This is a genomic window from Acrocarpospora macrocephala, from assembly GCF_009687865.1.
In the GTDB taxonomy this organism is placed as follows: Bacteria; Actinomycetota; Actinomycetes; order Streptosporangiales; family Streptosporangiaceae; genus Acrocarpospora; species Acrocarpospora macrocephala.
Window position 1 is genome coordinate 22,155 of record NZ_BLAE01000051.1, and the last position, 15,958, is coordinate 38,112.

At 70.7% G+C, this 15,958-nt stretch carries 15 protein-coding genes; all 15 read right to left on the reverse strand.

Annotated elements, in window-relative coordinates:
• Positions 1-9 precede the first annotated feature (9 nt).
• Positions 10-1,212 carry a CaiB/BaiF CoA transferase family protein gene (locus Amac_RS36955; RefSeq protein ID WP_155359065.1) on the reverse strand — a complete coding sequence of 401 codons (1,203 nt, stop codon included), beginning with the start codon at positions 1,210-1,212 and terminating at the stop codon, positions 10-12.
• A 31-nt stretch (positions 1,213-1,243) separates the two neighbouring features.
• Positions 1,244-2,086 (reverse strand): IclR family transcriptional regulator, encoded by an 843-nt coding sequence (locus Amac_RS36960; protein ID WP_218041513.1) that lies wholly within the window; start codon positions 2,084-2,086, stop codon positions 1,244-1,246.
• A 26-nt stretch (positions 2,087-2,112) separates the two neighbouring features.
• Positions 2,113-3,363 (reverse strand): Ohr family peroxiredoxin, encoded by a 1,251-nt coding sequence (locus Amac_RS36965; protein ID WP_218041514.1) that lies wholly within the window; start codon positions 3,361-3,363, stop codon positions 2,113-2,115.
• Positions 3,360-4,721 (reverse strand): M20/M25/M40 family metallo-hydrolase, encoded by a 1,362-nt coding sequence (locus tag Amac_RS36970; protein ID WP_155359066.1) that lies wholly within the window; start codon positions 4,719-4,721, stop codon positions 3,360-3,362. The genes Amac_RS36965 and Amac_RS36970 overlap by 4 nt, the downstream gene beginning before the upstream one ends.
• Before the next feature lie 12 nt (positions 4,722-4,733).
• Entirely contained in the window at positions 4,734-5,483 is a 750-nt protein-coding gene (locus Amac_RS36975) for an SDR family NAD(P)-dependent oxidoreductase (RefSeq protein ID WP_155359067.1), read from the reverse strand.
• Positions 5,480-6,304, reverse strand: a complete 825-nt coding sequence (locus Amac_RS36980) for an ABC transporter permease (RefSeq protein ID WP_155359068.1) — start codon at positions 6,302-6,304, stop codon at positions 5,480-5,482. Before Amac_RS36980 ends, Amac_RS36975 begins: the two co-directional genes overlap by 4 nt.
• Positions 6,305-6,317: 13 nt before the next feature.
• On the reverse strand, positions 6,318-7,142 hold the full coding sequence (locus Amac_RS36985; RefSeq protein ID WP_155359069.1) for an ABC transporter ATP-binding protein: 825 nt from the start codon (positions 7,140-7,142) through the stop codon (positions 6,318-6,320).
• 43 nt (positions 7,143-7,185) lie between these two features.
• Positions 7,186-8,307: an ABC transporter substrate-binding protein gene (locus tag Amac_RS36990; protein WP_155359070.1), complete on the reverse strand. Its 1,122-nt coding sequence runs from the start codon at positions 8,305-8,307 to the stop codon at positions 7,186-7,188.
• A 25-nt stretch (positions 8,308-8,332) separates the two neighbouring features.
• On the reverse strand, positions 8,333-8,731 hold the full coding sequence (locus Amac_RS36995) for a nuclear transport factor 2 family protein (protein ID WP_155359071.1): 399 nt from the start codon (positions 8,729-8,731) through the stop codon (positions 8,333-8,335).
• Positions 8,731-9,042, reverse strand: coding sequence for a hypothetical protein (locus Amac_RS37000; protein WP_155346338.1), 312 nt, complete (start codon positions 9,040-9,042; stop codon positions 8,731-8,733). The genes Amac_RS36995 and Amac_RS37000 overlap by 1 nt, the downstream gene beginning before the upstream one ends.
• A 7-nt stretch (positions 9,043-9,049) precedes the next feature.
• Positions 9,050-10,120 (reverse strand): class I SAM-dependent methyltransferase, encoded by a 1,071-nt coding sequence (locus tag Amac_RS37005; protein WP_155359072.1) that lies wholly within the window; start codon positions 10,118-10,120, stop codon positions 9,050-9,052.
• 17 nt (positions 10,121-10,137) lie between these two features.
• Positions 10,138-12,150, reverse strand: a complete 2,013-nt coding sequence (locus tag Amac_RS37010; protein ID WP_155359073.1) for an oxidoreductase — start codon at positions 12,148-12,150, stop codon at positions 10,138-10,140.
• Between the two features lie 402 nt (positions 12,151-12,552).
• Entirely contained in the window at positions 12,553-13,290 is a 738-nt protein-coding gene (locus Amac_RS37015; protein WP_170322842.1) for an IclR family transcriptional regulator, read from the reverse strand.
• An 87-nt stretch (positions 13,291-13,377) separates the two neighbouring features.
• A complete protein-coding gene (locus tag Amac_RS37020) occupies positions 13,378-14,430 on the reverse strand; it encodes an NADP-dependent oxidoreductase (protein WP_155359075.1) in 1,053 nt (350 codons plus the stop codon).
• Positions 14,427-15,956 carry a class I adenylate-forming enzyme family protein gene (locus Amac_RS37025; protein ID WP_155359076.1) on the reverse strand — a complete coding sequence of 510 codons (1,530 nt, stop codon included), beginning with the start codon at positions 15,954-15,956 and terminating at the stop codon, positions 14,427-14,429. Before Amac_RS37025 ends, Amac_RS37020 begins: the two co-directional genes overlap by 4 nt.
• Positions 15,957-15,958: the final 2 nt, after the last annotated feature.

The following is a 15,958-nucleotide window of genomic DNA, read 5'->3' on the forward strand; positions in this document are numbered from 1 at the left end:
GGAGTACGGCTATGCCACGATCTGCTCCTCCCGCAGCGCGGCCAGCTCCGCCGCGTCCAGGCCCAGCTCCCCGGACAGCACGTGGTCGGTGTCGGCGCCGAGCTCCCGGCCGGTGAACCTGATCCGCCCCGGGGTGGCCGACATCCGCCACATCACGTTGTGCATGAGCAGCGGGCCGAGGTCGGCGTCCTCGACCCGGGTGAGCATGCCGGTCTCCCGCACGTGCGGATCCCCGGCCAGGTCGCGGGAGTCGTAGACGGGGGCGACGGCGGCGCCCGCCTCGGCGAACGCGGCCAGCACCTGGTCGCGGGGCCGGGCCGCGATCCAGTCGCCGACCACCTTGTCCAGCAGTTCCACGTGCTCGGCCCGGCCGCGGCCGGTGGCGAACCACGGTTCGTCGATCAGCTCGGGGTCGCCGACCAGGCGCATCAGCCGTTCGGCGATCTGCTGGGCGCTGGTGGAGACGGCCACCCAGTAGCCGTCGCCGGTCCGGTAGGTGTTGCGCGGCGCGTTGTTGGTGGAGCGGTTGCCGTGCCGGGTCTCGACCACGCCGAGCTGGTCGTAGACGGTGGGGGAAGGGCCGACCGCGGTCATCAGCGGCTCCAGCAGGCTCATGTCGATGACCTGGCCGGGGTGTCCTGGGGTGCGTTCCCGGTGGAGGAGGGCCATCGTGGTGGCGGCGGCCGCGGCGATGCCGCACACGCTGTCGGCCAGGCCGAAGGCCGGGAGGGTGGGCGGTCCGTCCGGGTCGCCGGTGAGGTGGGCGAAGCCGCTCATCGCCTCGGCCAGGGTGCCGAAGCCGGCCCGGCCCGCGTACGGACCTTGCTGGCCGAAGCCGGTGATCCGGACGATGACCAGCCCGGGGTTGACCTCGTGCAGCAGGTCGGGGCCGAGACCCCAGCGTTCCAGGGTGCCGGGACGGAAGTTCTCCACCAGCACGTCCGAGCGCTCCGCCAGGCGCAGCAGCAGGGCGGCGCCCTTCGGGTCGCTGAGTTTCAGGCCGAGTGTCCGCTTGTTGCGGGAGATCTCCTTCCACCACAGCGCATGGCCGTCCTTGGACGCGCCGTGCCCGCGCATGCCGTCCCCGGCCACCGGGTGCTCGATCTTCAGCACCTCGGCGCCGAAGTCGCCGAGCAGCTGGGCGCAGAGCGGCCCGGCCAGAATGGTCGAGACGTCCAGGACCCGCAGCCCGTGCAGCGGTCCGTCCGGCATTGCTACCCCCAAGTCGTGAAAAATCGTGAATTTAGGCCACGTCGCCCGGCGCGCCTGCGGCGGGGCGGTACCCGAGCTCGCTGGATATGACGGCCGCCGCCGCCACAATCTGCGCGGCCAGCGCGTCCCGGCGGCTGCGGGTGAACATGTCCTGGTGGCCGCAGAGCGAGACCGAGCCGACCACCTGGCCGGTCGCCCCGTACACCGCGGCGGCGACGCTGGCCGCCCCCGACTGGCGCTCGCCGGAGCTGGCCGCGTAGCCGAGGCGGCGGATCCGGTCGATCTCCTCGCGGAGCGTGTCGGCCGAGGTGATGGTCGCGTCGGTGACGCTGTCCAGCCGGTGGTGGGCGACGTAGTCGGCCACCTCGCCGTCCGGCAGCGCCGCCAGGATGGCCTTGGAGGACGACCCGGCGTGCAGCGGGTGGCTGGTGCCGAGCGCCACCGACATGCGGATCTCGTGGGTGGACAGCACCTGGTCCACGTACACCCGGGACCAGCCCTGCCGCAGCGACAGCGTGGAGGTCTCGCCGGTGCGCTCGGTCAGCGCCACCAGGTGCCGGTGCGCGACCGCCGCCACGTCGAACTCGCGCATCGCCGCCAGGCCGATCTTCAGCGCCAGCGGCCCCAGCTGGTAGACCTTCGTGTCCTCGTCGAACCGCAGGAACCCGCCGACCACCAGCTCGCGCAGGATGCGGTGGGCCACCGCCTTGGACAGGCCGGTCTCCCTGGCGAGCATGGAGACGCCGGGCGGCCGGGGTGACCGGGCCACGGCGTCCATCACCGACAGGGCGCGGGCGATGCCCGAACGGGACGGTCCCTGCTCTTCTGCCAGGTCGTTGGGGTCCATCGGAGCCTTTTCTGTGGAAATGGTCATGGGGGAAGTCCAGTGGCAGGCGCCGCTCAGCCGCCACCGATCACTTCGATCGTGACCTTGGTGTTGCCGCGGATCGCGTTGGAGTACGGGCAGACCAGGTCGGCCTGCCGTACCAGGCGTTCCAGGTCATGCTGCGGGCAGTCGGGGGCCTGGATGCGGAGCGCGGCCTCGATCCGGTAGGTCCCGCCGGGGGCGGTGCCGAGCGTGACGGCGGCGGTCACCTCGACCGGTCCGGTGGAGACCCGCTCGCGCCGGGCGACGACCGCCAGCGCGCTGTCGAAGCAGGCCGCGTACCCGGCGGCGAACAGCTCCTCGGGGTCGGTGCCGGAGGCCGTCCGGTCGCTCGGCCGGATGAGGGTTGCGGTGAAGTCGCCGGTGAGCGACTTGGCGGTACCGCCACGTCCGCCGGTGACCGCCACCCGGGCGGTGTAGACAGGGGTGAAAGATGCCTGGCTGCGCGAGGCGTGTGCGAGTACGTGCGCGGCGGCCTCCTTGGCGAAGGCCTGCGGCTGCTCCTCGGCCACGAAGTCGGTGCCGCCGGGGATGGTGACCAGCGGCGCGTCCGGGAAGGCGGCGGTGACCACGTCGTTCATCCGGTTGAGCACGTCCTGGTCGCCGTGCAGGAGCAGCGTGGGGATCCCGGCCAGCGCCGGCACGTCCAGCTCGTGGTCGAACACGGCGCGGTAGGCGACCGCGTAGTCGGGGCCGACGCTCAGGTACTCGGCGACCTGGCGGCTGGCCGACTCGCCGGAGATGGTCGGGTAGAGCCAGCGGATGCGGTCCCAGATGACGGTCAGGTGGGCGCCGTCCCCGGTGACCGTGTAGCCGGGGGCGTACCCGGCCTTCTTCTCCGCGCGTTCGGCGGGGCTGTACAGGGGGATGCCCTGGAAGATCAGGCCGGTCACCCTGTCCCGCTGCTGGAGGGCGGCTTCGGCGGCGACGATCGCGCCGGTGTGCTGGCCGAGCAGGTGGACGCGGCCGAGGCCGAGGGCGTCGATGATCTGCCAAATCGCTCGCGCGTACTCGGGGATGGTCCATTGCGCGGGGGCGGCGTCCGACAGGCCGAAGCCAGGGGTGTCGACGGCGATGGCGTGCACGCCGTGCCCGGCCAGTTCGGCCAGCGCGGGCTCGTAGGTGGCCGAGGAGAGCGGGGACTGGTGGAGCAGCACCAGCGGCGGCGCGGCGGGGTCGCCTGCCTCCCGGTAGTGCACCTGCCCCCAGGGGAGGGTCAGGTACGCGCGCGGCGAGCCGCCCCGCAGATGCGTCACGAAGCTCACGCCGTCACCGCCATCGCGCCCATGACCTCGATCACGTGCTTGATCCCGTTGCGGTAGTCGTCCAGCCGGATGTTCTCGTTGGGACCGTCCACGCCGGAGTCGAACCTGGACACCCCTACCCCGACGATCGGCAGCCCGGCCAGCACGCCCTGATTGCCCACCCACTGGGTGTAGGGCTCCACCACCGGCTCGGCCCCGTACGCCCGGCGGGCCGCGTCGGCGACCAGGGTGACGAATGGGTCGCGGTGGTCGGTGAGGTTCGGGCGGCTGGTCGCCATGGTCTCCACTGCCAGGTCGCCGAAGCCCTGGTCGGCCAGGTGCTTGACGACGGCCTCCCGGACCCTGGCCGGGTCCTGCCCGGCGATCAGGCGGATCTCCAGCTTGGCGGAGGCGGTGGACGGGATGCCCAGGGTGACATCGTCCCGGTTGTCGCCGCCGGTGAAGCCGGTGACGGTCAGCGTCGGGCGGGTCCTGATCTCGACGGCGGCCTGCTCGTCGGTGAGGTCCCCGAGGAAACGGTCCACTCCGGCCCGGTTGCGCAGTAACTCCCCGTCGAAGTGGAGCGCCCGCAGCAGGTCCAGCTCGGTGCCGGTGGGCACCCGGGCGCCGTCGGCGAAGCCAGGCACCAGCACCGTGCCGTCCGGCCGCTGCAGGGTGGCCAGCGCCGCCGCGAGCCGGGCCGTCGCGGCCGGGAGCAGAGCGGTGTTCTGGCTGGTCAGCTCGCGGCTCAGGGTGGTCGCGGTGAGCCGCAGGTAGAGGATGCCCTTCTCGGACAGCTTCAGCAGCGGCCGGTCGGCCGCGTCCACCCAGGAGTTCTCCCAGAGCGCCGCGTCGGAGGCCAGCCGGTCGGCGTGCGCCGCGACGAAGGAGGCCAGGCCGGGGCTGTGCAGCTGCCGCTTGCCCTCGATCAGGAACCGGCTGGTGACCGGCGCGTCCAGTCCCGCCAGTCGGAACGCGGCCGCCGCGTGCACCCGCGACATCAGGGCGCCCTTGTCGTCGGCGACGCCGCGCGCGTACAGACGGTCGTCCCTGACCTCGGCCGCGTACGGCGGGCTGGTCCACGCGTCGTCGTCCCCGGTCGGCTCCACCTCGACGTCATAGTGATTGAAGTGCAACAACGCGGGAGAACCCCCGCCGAACTCACCGATCACGTACGGATAGGAGTGCTCCCACGGCACGATTTCGGCGCTCCCGCCCCACCGGCGCAGCGACCCGGCCACGAAATCGGCGGTGACCGCCATCTGATCCGGCTCCTGGCGGCGGCTGCGGATCCGGCACAACTCCTGAAGCTCGGCGACGAAGGTGTCGAAATGCTCGTCGACCGCGGCCAGCGCGGCCGAGACGTCGTACTGAGGCATGGGGGGTTCCTTTCAGTGAATGGTGACGCCGCCGTCAACGAAGATCGTCTGGCCGGTGGTCATCGCGGCGGCCGGGCTGAGCAGGAAGGCCACCGCGTTCGCCACATCGACGGGCCCGGCCATCCGGCCGAGCGGGATGCTCGCCAGCTTGTCCCGCAGGTACGCCGCGTCGGCTCGCACGTCGGCGGTCATCGCGGTGGGCACGATGGTCGGCCCGACCGCGTTGACCCGGATGCCGTCCCCGGCCCACTCCAGCGCGAGCACCCGGGCCATGTGCATGACGCCCGCCTTGCTGACGCAGTAGCCGAGCGAGTCGCGGACCGCGACCTGCCCGTTGGTGGAGCCCAGGTTGACCACGCTGGCGTGACCGGACCCGCGCAGGGCCGGGTGGGCGGCCTGCGACATCCGGAACGTACCGGTCAGGTTGACGTCCAGCACGTCGGTGAAGTCACGCTCGGACATGGTGGCCGCCGGGCCGCGCCGCACGATCCCGGCGTTGTTCACCAGATGGTCCAGCCGCCCGTGCGCGTCGAGCACGGCGGCCACCAGCGCCCGGCAGGACTCGCCCGACCGCACGTCCACCTGGTGCCGGGTGTGCCCGGCACCGGGCAGCTCCGGCAGCTCCCAGTCCGCCTCCGGCAGGTCGGCCAGCGCCAGCGTGGCCCCGCGCTCGGCGAGCACCACCGCGACGGCCGCCCCGATACCACGCGCCGCGCCGGTGACCAGGGCCACCCGCCCGTCGAACCGGTTCACCGCGCTCATGCGCCGATCACCCGGCTGTCCTCGGCCCAGAAGGCGATCCGCCGCTGCAGGAAGCGGATCAGGAAGTGCGCGACCAGCCCGAGCACCGAGAGCACCACCAGCACCGCGAACATGCCGGAGATGTCGAAGTTGTAGTTGGTCTGCAGGAGCAGGTACCCCAACCCCTCCTTGGCCCCGATGAACTCGCCGACCACCGCGCCGAGGATGGCGAACACGATGCCGATGTCCAGCCCGGCGAAGATGAACGGCAGCGCCGTCGGCAGCCGGACCAGCCGGAACACCTGCGCCTTGCTCGCGCCGAACACGGTCAGCATCTGGATCCGGTCGGCGTCCGCCGCGCGCAACCCCTCGACCACGTTCACCAGCATCGGGAAGAACGAGATCACCGCGGCCATCACGATCTTGCTGGTCATGCCGAACCCGAACCAGACCACGAACAGCGGCGCGAGCGCCACCTTCGGCACGGTCTGGAACGCCACGATGTACGGCATCAGCGTCCGCTCCACCAGCCGGATCTGCGAGATCAGGGTGCCGAGCACGAGCGCCGCCGCGACACCGATCAGGTAACCGGCCAGCGACTCCTGCAGGGTCACCCACAGGTGCCTCCAGAACAGCTCGTCGCCGAGCTGGCCGCCGAGCGAGGCCGCGATCTGCGACGGCCGGGGCAGCACGTACGCCTCCACCCCGAGCGGTTCGAGCAGGAACTCCCAACCGGCCACCACGACCACGAAGACGGCGGGGACGAGCACGATCTCCGGACGTTCCCTGAGGTCGATCCGCGGCTTGCGGGAGGTCGCGGGTGGTTTCACGGTCATGGTCATGGATCGTCCCTCGTCAGTCGATGGCGCCGGCGCCGTTGAAGTGCTCGCGGATCCGCTTCACGTACACGCCCGCCGCGTCGGAGGACACCAGCGAGATGTCGCGCGGCCGGCCGAGGTCGATCGGCACGATCTCGGCGATCCGCCCGGGACGGGGGCTGAGCACCACCACCCGGTCGGACAGGAACACCGCCTCGGAGATGGAGTGCGTGACGAACACGATGGTCTGGCCGCTCTCCCGCCAGATCCGCAGCAGCTCCACGTTCATGTGCTCGCGGGTCATCGCGTCCAGCGCGCCGAACGGCTCGTCCATCAGCAGCACCGCGGGGTCGTGCACCAGCGCCCGGCAGATCCCGGCGCGCTGCTGCATGCCGCCGCTCAGCTCATGCGGGTACTTGTCCTCGAACCCGTCCAGACCGACCATGCTCAGCAGCTCGCGGGCCCGCTTGCGGTGGGTCGCGATATTCAGGCCCTGCACCTCGGCCGGGATCATGACGTTCTGCAGGATGGTCCGCCACGGCAGCAGCGTCGCCGACTGGAACACCATGCCGACCTCGGGAATGGGCTTGCGCACATCCCGCCCGGAGATCCGCACGACGCCCTCGCTCTTCGGGATCAGCCCGGCGAGGATCTTCAGCAGCGTGGTCTTGCCGCAGCCGGAGGGCCCGACGACCGAGACGAACTCGCCCCGCCGGACCGTGAAGCCGATGTCGGACAGCGCGTGCGTCGGTTCCGACCGGCGCGGCCGGTAGAACTTCTGCAACCCGCCGACCTCGATCCAGGACTCCTCGGCCGTGCCGGTCGCGGCGGTCGCGGACGCCCGGTGCGTTCTGATGGCCATCGGGCCCTCCTCTCGTGATGCTCTTGTCGCTAACGCTCGCCGTTTATCCGGCCGTGTACGCCTTCGCCTTGGTCACCACGGCGGCCGAGTCGAAGTCATTGGCGCCGGTCAGCAGGCTCGCGTCCCACACCTCGGCCAGCGGTACTTCCTTGGTGATCTGGCCGGCGCCCAGCGTGTACGCCTGGGTCTTGGCCCACTCGGCGTCGCTGATCGCGCCCCAGTTCGCGAACGTCTCCGGCGCGCCGGTGAGCGGGGTGGCGGTCTTGATCCAGGCGTTCAGCACCGTGGTGTCGCCCGCCAGCTGCGCCTTGGCGTCCTTGCCGGCCAGGATCGCGGGGAAGACCTTGTAGCCCACGCTCATCGCGGCCTCCGGATTGACCGCGGAGAAGAGCATGCCCTTGTACGCGGCCCGCAGGTAGCGGGTGATCGCGTCCTTCTGCTCGGTCAGCGCCTCCTCGCGGACGGCAAAGGTGATCGACCGGATGCCCTGGAACATGTCCGGGTTGGGGAGGTAGTCGAAGGTGGTGCCGGAGTTGGCGATCACCTGGTAGGCCTGGTCGTAGAGGGCCAGCGCGTCCACCTCGCCGCCGTTGATCGCGGCCGCCGCCTGGGCGCCGACGCCGACCGGGACCAGTTCGACGTCCTTCTCCGGGTCCAGGCCCGCCTGCCGTACGAAACCGCGGGCGAACGGGGCCGAGCCGGAGGCGAGGCTGATCACGCCGATCCGCTTGCCCTTGAAGTCGGCGCCCGCGGCGATCCCGGAGCCCGGCTTGACGGCGATCTTCCAGGGCCAGTTCTGGACCAGACCGCCGATGGCCTTGATCTTCAGGCCCTTCTCCCTGGCGGCCAGGATCGACCCGGCGTCGGCGGCGGTGATGTCGGCGCTGCCGGAGGCGACCGCCTGGAGCGCGGCGACCGAGCCGTCGGTGTTGATCGTGCTCACCTCCAGCTTCTCCTCCGCCAGGAAGCCCTGGTCCTTGGCGACGCCGAAGGTGGCCACCTCCTCCTTGGGCCCGATCACCGCGGAGGCGATGGCGAACACCAGCGGGGTGACGGCGTCTCCCGTGGATTGCGCGGCCGGTTCGGGGTCGGAGCCGCAGGAGGACAGGGCGAGTGCGGTGGTGAGGGTGAGCGCGAGAGCAGTGATGCGGTGGGGGATTTTCATGGTTTCGGCACCTCGTTCGAGCCGGCTATCGGGGGGTGGGGACGGGGACGATCCCGGCCTCGGGGAGATCGTTGAAAACGTTCTGCTCGACGATCAGTCCGTCGCGCAGCACGAACACGTCGGCGTAGCGCACGCCGGAGAACGGCTCGCCCGCGAGATCCTCGCCGTAGAGCGTGCCGAGCGAGATGACGACCTGGTCGGCGCCGTCACCCGCCGCCTCGAAGTAGCGGTCGCGCCGCTTGCGCACCCACCGGTAGGCGCCGCTCGCCGCCGCGGCCATCGCGGCCAGCGACGGGTGGGTGCGCCCGCCGGGGAAGTTCAGCCGCGCGCCCGGCGCCAGGAAGGCGGACGCGGCGGCCAGATCGCGGTCCTCGCAGAGCTGGAGGTAACGATCGACCAGGGCGGCGGGGGACGGGCTCGTCATCAGCCGGCCTTCGCGGCGAGCGCCGCTTCCCACTGGTCGCGCAGCGGGTGCTCGGCGGGGCCGCTCTCGGTGATGATCCGCATCAGCCGGCCGATCAGGGCGTCCCGCTGGGCGTCCAGGATCTGGCGCTCTTCGGGGGTGGGCACCAGCGCGTCCAGCTCGCCGGCGGCCAGCACGCCCTTGCGGACCAGCAGCGCCTCCAGCGCGTGCAGCCGGTTGTTGGTCACGTGCAGGTCGGTGCCGAGCTGCAGGATGAGATCGAACAGCTTGCCCACGGCGCGGTCGTGGAAGTAGTCGAATTCGTCGGCCATCTTTACGTCACTCCGGCTTGGTCGCGGACAGGACGGCCCACGGGAAGTGCCACTCGCGGCGCTCCCCCCAGCCGTCGGGGCTGATACCGTCCCGGCGCTCGTCGAACGGGGTCCAGCGGGGATCGACGAGCCCGGCGTCCCGGCACATCTGGAGCAGGTCGGAGCCGAACAGGTCGTGGAAGAACGGCTCGTTGTTCCGCTCTGCGTGCTCGAAGATGGTGGCGTCCCGGAACGGGTCGCCAGTCGGCTGGAACTCCAGGAAGCGGAGCGCGCCGCCCGGCTTGAGCAGGCGGGCCGCCTCCCGCAGGGTCTCGCCGACCGCCGCGGCGGGCATCTCGTGCAGCACCATCGTGCCGGTGACCACGTCGCAGGAGCCGCCCTCAAGGCCGGTGGCCCGGCCGTCGCCCTGCCGGTAGGAGATCCGCGCCCCCGCCGCCTCGGCCTCGGCGTGCGCCAGACGCAGCCCGGGCGCGGCCAGGTCGATGCCGATGATCTCGGCGTCCGGGTAGCGGAGCGCCAGCGGGCGGGTGCTCTTGCCGAACCCGCAGCCGATGTCCACCACCCGGGAGACGCCGTCCTCCGCGGGCAGCGCCGTCTCGGTGAACAGGCGGTGGAACTTGTAGCCGTCGTTGTCGCGGAGCATGACGATCCGGGCGCCGAACTCGTAGACATAGGCGGACATGTCATCGGAGTAGAAGCTGCCCGGCTGGATGTGGATGTCGTAGTCGGTGTACCAGGACGGGAGTTCCAGGTCTGGGTCCAGGGTCAGGCTGCCGAGCGGGGCGGACCCCTGGTCGTACTGGGCGAGCAGGTCGGCCCGGCGGCGCAGCACCGCGTCCCCGGCGATCTTCCACAGCATCTTCTGCTGCACCCGCTCCAGGTGGCTGTACCACGGGTAGAGGTCCAGCTCCCGGAGCCGCCGTCCGGCCTCCGCGACGTCTCCCGAGGGCGGCCCGCTCTGGCTGTACTGCTCCGCCATCGTCGGGTAGACGGTGTCCGACCAGCGTTTCCGCATGGCCAGCACGAAGTCGACGGCGGAACGCTCGTCGAGCTCCAGACGGTCCTCGATGTCGATCACGTGACTTCTCCTCATGGTCAGCCCGCCTGCGCGAGCGCCGTGGCGCCGCTGGCGGGGTCGGTAAGGAAGACACCGGCGAGCCGGCCCTCGTACACCGCTTCGAGCGCGGTACGCGGAGCGTTGGCATCGCCGACGACGTGCACCCTCGGCGCGCCGTCCTGCCCGTCCAGCGCGCGATAGATTTCATCGGCGGCCTCCGGGCGACCGGCGTCCACGACGGCGGAGACGCCGGTCAGCTCTTCGGTCTCCCCGGTCAGGGAGTCCTGGAGGGTGACCCGGTCGCCGTCGGCGCCGGTCACGCTTCTGAGCAGGTGGGCCTTGACGCCGAGGTCGCCAAGGCGGCGGGTGAGGGCGAGCTTGGAGTAGGTGGTGACCCGGGCCGCCAGCGACGCGGTGGGGACGACCAGGTGCACCTTCGTGCCCAGCCGGGCCAGGTGCTCGGCGACCGAGGCCGCCGCCCAGGTCCCCTCGTCGTCGCGTACGACCACGGTGCCGCGCAGGTCGGCGAGTGCCCGCACTGCCTGCCACAGATCGAAGACCGGCGGTCCGCCGGGCAGTTCGCGACGCGAGGGCCGGGACCCGGTCGCCACGATCACGTCGTCGAACCCGGCCAGCCGCCCGCCTGGCAACAGGTCATCGGCCGTCACGCGCAGGCCGAGCCGTACTGATACGCCGGTCGCGGCCAACTGGGCGGCGGGCTCGGCGGCGAGCAACCCGAGCCGTTCCCGTCCCGCCACCTGAGCGGCCAGCACGATCTGGCCGCCCAGCCGGTCAGCAGCCTCGGCGAGCGTCACCTCGTGGCCCGCCCGGTGCGCGGCCAGCGCCGCCTCCGTCCCCGCCGGTCCACCGCCGACCACCAGCACCCGCCGGGTCTCTTTATGCGGTCCGGACCACACGGCCGCCCAGGCCCGCTCGGCCCCCACCTCCGGGTTGACCACGCAGGAGATCGGCAGACTCGCCTCCAGCCTGCCCACACACCCCTGGTTGCAGGCCAGGCAGGAGCGGGCGGGCTCGCCCGCCATCGCGTGGCGGACCAGGTGCGGGTCGGCGATGTGCGGCCGGGCCAGGCCGACCAGGTCGGCGTCACCGGACCGCACCAGATCGGCGGCCTCGGCCAGCGTGTCCAGGCGGCAGACGGCCAGCACCGGCAAATCGGGGAACTCGCGCTTGAAGAGCGCGGCGTGGTGCCGGAACGGGGCGTGACCGAAGCTCATATCGGCCATCTGGGTGGCCAGCGAGTAACTGCCGTGGTAGGCGGAGTGGCTGACGTGCACGTACGCCAAGGGAAACTCGCCCCGCAGAGTCGCGACGATCTCCACCACATCGGCCGGGGTGAGACCGCCGGGCAGGAACTCGTCGGCGCTGACCCGGATGCCGACCGGCAGCCCCGGCGCCTGGGCCAGCACCTCGGTCAGCACCTCCCGGGTGAGGCGGAGCCTGCGGTCGGCGTCGCCCCCGTAGGCGTCGTCGCGCGTGTTGGAGAACGGCGAGAGAAACTGCTGGAGCAGATGGCCGTGGCCCAGGTGCACCTCGACGCCGTCGTATCCGGCCGCCCGCATCCGCCTGGCCGCCGCACCGAAGGCCGCGACCACGGTGGCGATGTCACCCCGCCCCATGGCGTGCGGAATATGCGCCCCCGCTGCCCACGGCACCCCGGTTGGGGCCCAGGCGGCGGTGCGGGTGGCGTCACCACTGGCCTGCCGCCCGGCATGCATGATCTGCGCGAAGATCGCCGCCCCACCCGCTCGCACGGCCTCAGCCACCGCCGCGTACGCCGGGATCGAGCCGTCATCGAAGCTGCCAAGGCTGATATGCCGCCCCGCGCTGGTGGGGTGCACCCGAATCGCCTCGGTGATGATCATCCCGACACCACCGTTGGCACGTTCCGCGTGATAGTCCACATGGCGGACGGTGGGCCGGTTGTCATGCCCGAAGTTGGTGGTGTGACCGGGAACGAACACACGATTACGCAGGTAAACGCCACCCAAGAGGAAGGGGTCCAGCAGCGGCCGGATTTCGCTTGATGTCATGCTCTGGTACCCATCCCTTCACCTGTGTTCCGGTCATTGGTACATCGTTCGCTTGACCGGGACGATATGGGTCGGGGTTCCAGGCAGTCAATGGTCTGCCTAAAAAGAAACATTCCGGACATACAACGCCATCGGGGTTCGGTCGTCGCCGTGGCATGGCGGGCGAGGTCGCCGGATCAGTGATGTCTTTCCCGGGCGGGCTTCGGCCTTCGCTCGGAGTGGCTCAGGCCGGACGTGTTCCGCGCGCAAAGGTGTGAGCGCGCGGCTCACATCACGCGGAGACTCATGTGGCTATGCCGTTCGGCCGCAGGCCGCCGGGCTTCCGCGCCATCGTCGGCACGCTCGAATCAGCGTTGCGGCAGTCGGAGATCGGTGTCCGACTATCGGAGTCCAGTGGGGTGCCTACTCCTCCGCGGCACCGCTGAGGTTGGACATCCGCTGGCTGATCTGATTGGCCGCCGCCAACAGCGCCGCGGTTCCCGACGTGATCGCTTCCGAGCGGACGAGGGGGGTGACGATCGCCAGACTGGCGACGACGCCGCCGTCGGCATGGACCGGAACCGCCAGTCCAGCCAGGCCGTTGTGGTACTCGTTGCTGCTCAACGCGAAGCCCTGGTGTCGCACCTGGGTGAGCTGTTCCACGAGCAGCGCCCGGTCCTCCGGGCTGGTCGTCGAGCTCCTGATGACCTGCTCACGCTCGTCGTCGGGCAGGAACGCGAGGATCGCCCGCCCCGACGCGGTCCTGGTCAGCGGATACCGGTACCCAGGCGGGAAGTTGACTTGCAGCAGATGCCGGCGCCCAGGGATGACGTCCGCCGACAGCGCGTCCGATCCATCGCGAACGACGAGCACGATGGTTTCGTTGATGGACTCGGCCAATGCGCTCATGGGCACGCGCGCCACATTGCGCAGCTCTTCCTCCATCTGCCGAGCCAGCGCGAACAGGCGGGGCCCGATGCTGTAGATGAGCTGTGCACGCCGGACGAATCCGTGGACCTCCAGGGTAGTCAGGAGCCGGTAGACAACCGTTCGCGAAAGCTGGTGATGGCGGCTCAGGTCATTGATCGACATGGGCCCGTTGTTCGAGAGCGTTTCCACCAACTTCAGAGCCTGGTCGACGGTCTTGGAGATCTCGGGCACTCCCACCTCCGCTCGGACGCCCACTCATCCGAGCTGATGATATCCGAATAACGGACTCCTCGGCGCGGCGGATGTCCGCCTACGACGCTAGGCGGACGCCGCACCACGGTCGGGCGGGGGCGTCGGGTCTTCGGAGAGGCGGACCAGCATTTTTCCGATATTGCGGCCGGCCAGCAGGTCTCGGAACGCGTCGACCGCCGACTCCAGACCCGAGACGACCGTGTCGGTGCTCCTCAGCTGACCGTCCAGGAGCCAGGTGGTCGCCCGCGCGACGAAGGCCGGGTACTCGGCCATGTGCTCGCGGATGGTGAAGCCTTCCATGCGCAGCCGCTTGGTGAGCACATAGATGAGGTTGCTCGGACCCGGCTGCCCCCGGAGTGCGTTGTACTCACCGATGGCCCCACAGACCACGATGCGCCCGTGCTGGTTCATCGAGTCGAGGGCGGCCTGGAGATGACCGCCGCCGACGTTGTCGAAGTAGACGTCGATCCCGTCCGGGATGTTCGTGGCCACGCATTCGCTCAAGGACTCGACGTGGTAGTCGAAGGCGCCATCGAAGCCGAGACCGTCCACCAGGTACGCCACCTTGGCCGGCGTTCCGGCGCTGCCGACGACGCGGCCGGCACCGAGGATTCGGGCGATCTGCCCGACGGCGCTGCCGACCGCGCCGGCCGCGCCCGAGACGTACAGCGACTCGCCCGGCGTGAGGGCTCCGATCTGGGTGAGCCCGACGTACGCCGTGAATCCGGCCATGCCGAGCACGCCCAGGTGGGCGGTCAGCGGGATCCCGTCGATGTGCCGCACGGTGCTCGCGTGGCCGGCGTCGAGGACCGCGTGCTCTCGCCAGCCGAGGCGGTGGCTGACCACGGTGCCCACCGGCAGGTCCGGGTGCTCGGACCGCTCCACCACGCCGATCGCGCTGCCGTCCATGACCTGGTCGAGCTCCCAGTGGGGGTATGAGGGGAGCTTGGCCATGCGCACCCTCATGTACGGATCGACGGACATCAGGACGTTGCGCACGAGAACCTGGCCAGGACCGGGCGGTTCGAGCGACGTGGTGATCATGCGGAAGTCGTCGGTGACCGGCATCCCGTCGGGGCGGCGCGCCAGGTGGACCTCTCTGGTTTCGTACCGGGTCATGACACGTGCTCGGAGAGTTCAGCCCGGACCTCCGCCTTGGCCACCTTGCCGGACATCGTCCGGGGGAGCGGCTCGGGTCGTACGTACACGTACTTGGGCACCTTGTAGTCGGCCAGTTCGAGTCGGCAGACGTCGAGCACCATCGCGGCCGTCAGGTCGGCCGAGTCGCTCACTACGACGGCGGCCGGCACCTCGCCCCACCGCTCATCGGGCACGGCGACGACGGCGGCCTCGGACACCCGCGGATCGAGCATGATGATCCGTTCGATCTCGCCGGGGTAGACGTTCAGGCCGCCGGACAGGACCATGTCCTTCTCCCGACCCATGATGGTGAGGTATCCCTCGTGGTCGAGCCGGCCGAGGTCACCCGTGCGAAGCCAGCCATCGCGGAGGGTCTCGGCCGTGGCTTCGGGGTTGCGCCAGTAGCCCAGCATGACGGCGGCTCCCCGCAGGCAGATCTCACCGACCTCGTCGTCCGGCAGCGGCGTTCCCTCCGCGTCCATGATGGCGAGCTCGATGCCGTAGTTCGTGACGCCGGTGGATCCGGCCTTACGCTCGAAGTCTTCCTGTGGCAGCGAGGCGCCCACACCGGTGCTCTCGGTCATCCCGTAACCCTGGCCGATCGGCATGCCGCGCCGCAGATAGCGAGCGAGCGTGGCGGCCGAGGGTGGAGCCCCACCGGCCTTCGCGACCCGCAGGGTGCTCAGGTCGGCGGTGTCGAACCGTGGCAGGGCGGCCAGCTGATCGAAGACCACCGGGACGGCCGGAAAGACGGTGATGTTCCCGTGCTCCAGCTCGGTCAGGGTGCGGGCCGCGTCGAATCGGGGGTGCATGACGAATCTCGCGCCGGTGTAGTACGTCGGCGCCCAGGTGGCCATGAGACTGCCGGTGAAGGCCAACGGCAGCACCAGCAGGCAACTGTCGTGTCTGGTCATGGACTCCGTGGTGGCGAACGAGATCGCCGCGGCCAGGAAGTTGCCGTGCGTCAGGATCGCACCCTTGGGGCGGCCGGTCGTGCCTGAGGTGTAGGAGATGAACGCCGGAAGGTCCGGGTCCCCGACGGCCCGCTTCAAACGGCCCGTCGGCGCTCCGGCCGGCGTGGCGACCAGCGGGCGGGCCCACGGCGGGCAGCCGGGTCCTTCCCAGTACAGCCGGAGCTCGCGGCCCTCGCGCAGCTCGAGGGCCTGGCGGGTGTACGTCTCGTCCACCAGCAGGGCGTCCAGCCCGGCGTCCTCCACGATCCAGCTCAGCTCGGGGATGGTGAGGCGGATGTTGAGCGGGACGACGATGGCGTCGAGCGCCACCGCGGCCAGGATGGTCTGGATGACCCCGACGCTGTTCTGGCACAGGTATCCGATCCGGTCGCCGGCGCGCAGGCCGTCCGCCGCGAGGTGTTCCGCGAGGGACTCGACGCTGTCGGCCAGCTCGCGCCAGGTCAGCGTCGCCCCGTCGCACTCGACCGCCACGGCGTTCGGGGTGCGGGTGCTCCAGTACGTGAGACTGGCCGTGATGCGGGGACTCGGCATGG

What these genes read in the sequence shown, in the direction of transcription:
- Amac_RS37020 (WP_155359075.1), bottom strand. Translation starts at nt 14,430, where the DNA reads ATGACCCGGTACGAAACCAGAGAGGTCCACCTGGCGCGCCGCCCCGAC.
- Amac_RS36980 (WP_155359068.1), bottom strand. Translation starts at nt 6,304, where the DNA reads ATGACCATGACCGTGAAACCACCCGCGACCTCCCGCAAGCCGCGGATC.
- Amac_RS36985 (WP_155359069.1), bottom strand. Translation starts at nt 7,142, where the DNA reads ATGGCCATCAGAACGCACCGGGCGTCCGCGACCGCCGCGACCGGCACG.
- Amac_RS36975 (WP_155359067.1), bottom strand. Translation starts at nt 5,483, where the DNA reads ATGAGCGCGGTGAACCGGTTCGACGGGCGGGTGGCCCTGGTCACCGGC.
- Amac_RS36960 (WP_218041513.1), bottom strand. Translation starts at nt 2,086, where the DNA reads ATGACCATTTCCACAGAAAAGGCTCCGATGGACCCCAACGACCTGGCA.
- Amac_RS37025 (WP_155359076.1), bottom strand. Translation starts at nt 15,956, where the DNA reads ATGCCGAGTCCCCGCATCACGGCCAGTCTCACGTACTGGAGCACCCGC.
- Amac_RS36995 (WP_155359071.1), bottom strand. Translation starts at nt 8,731, where the DNA reads ATGACGAGCCCGTCCCCCGCCGCCCTGGTCGATCGTTACCTCCAGCTC.
- Amac_RS37000 (WP_155346338.1), bottom strand. Translation starts at nt 9,042, where the DNA reads ATGGCCGACGAATTCGACTACTTCCACGACCGCGCCGTGGGCAAGCTG.
- Amac_RS36990 (WP_155359070.1), bottom strand. Translation starts at nt 8,307, where the DNA reads ATGAAAATCCCCCACCGCATCACTGCTCTCGCGCTCACCCTCACCACC.
- Amac_RS37010 (WP_155359073.1), bottom strand. Translation starts at nt 12,150, where the DNA reads ATGACATCAAGCGAAATCCGGCCGCTGCTGGACCCCTTCCTCTTGGGT.
- Amac_RS36970 (WP_155359066.1), bottom strand. Translation starts at nt 4,721, where the DNA reads ATGCCTCAGTACGACGTCTCGGCCGCGCTGGCCGCGGTCGACGAGCAT.
- Amac_RS36955 (WP_155359065.1), bottom strand. Translation starts at nt 1,212, where the DNA reads ATGCCGGACGGACCGCTGCACGGGCTGCGGGTCCTGGACGTCTCGACC.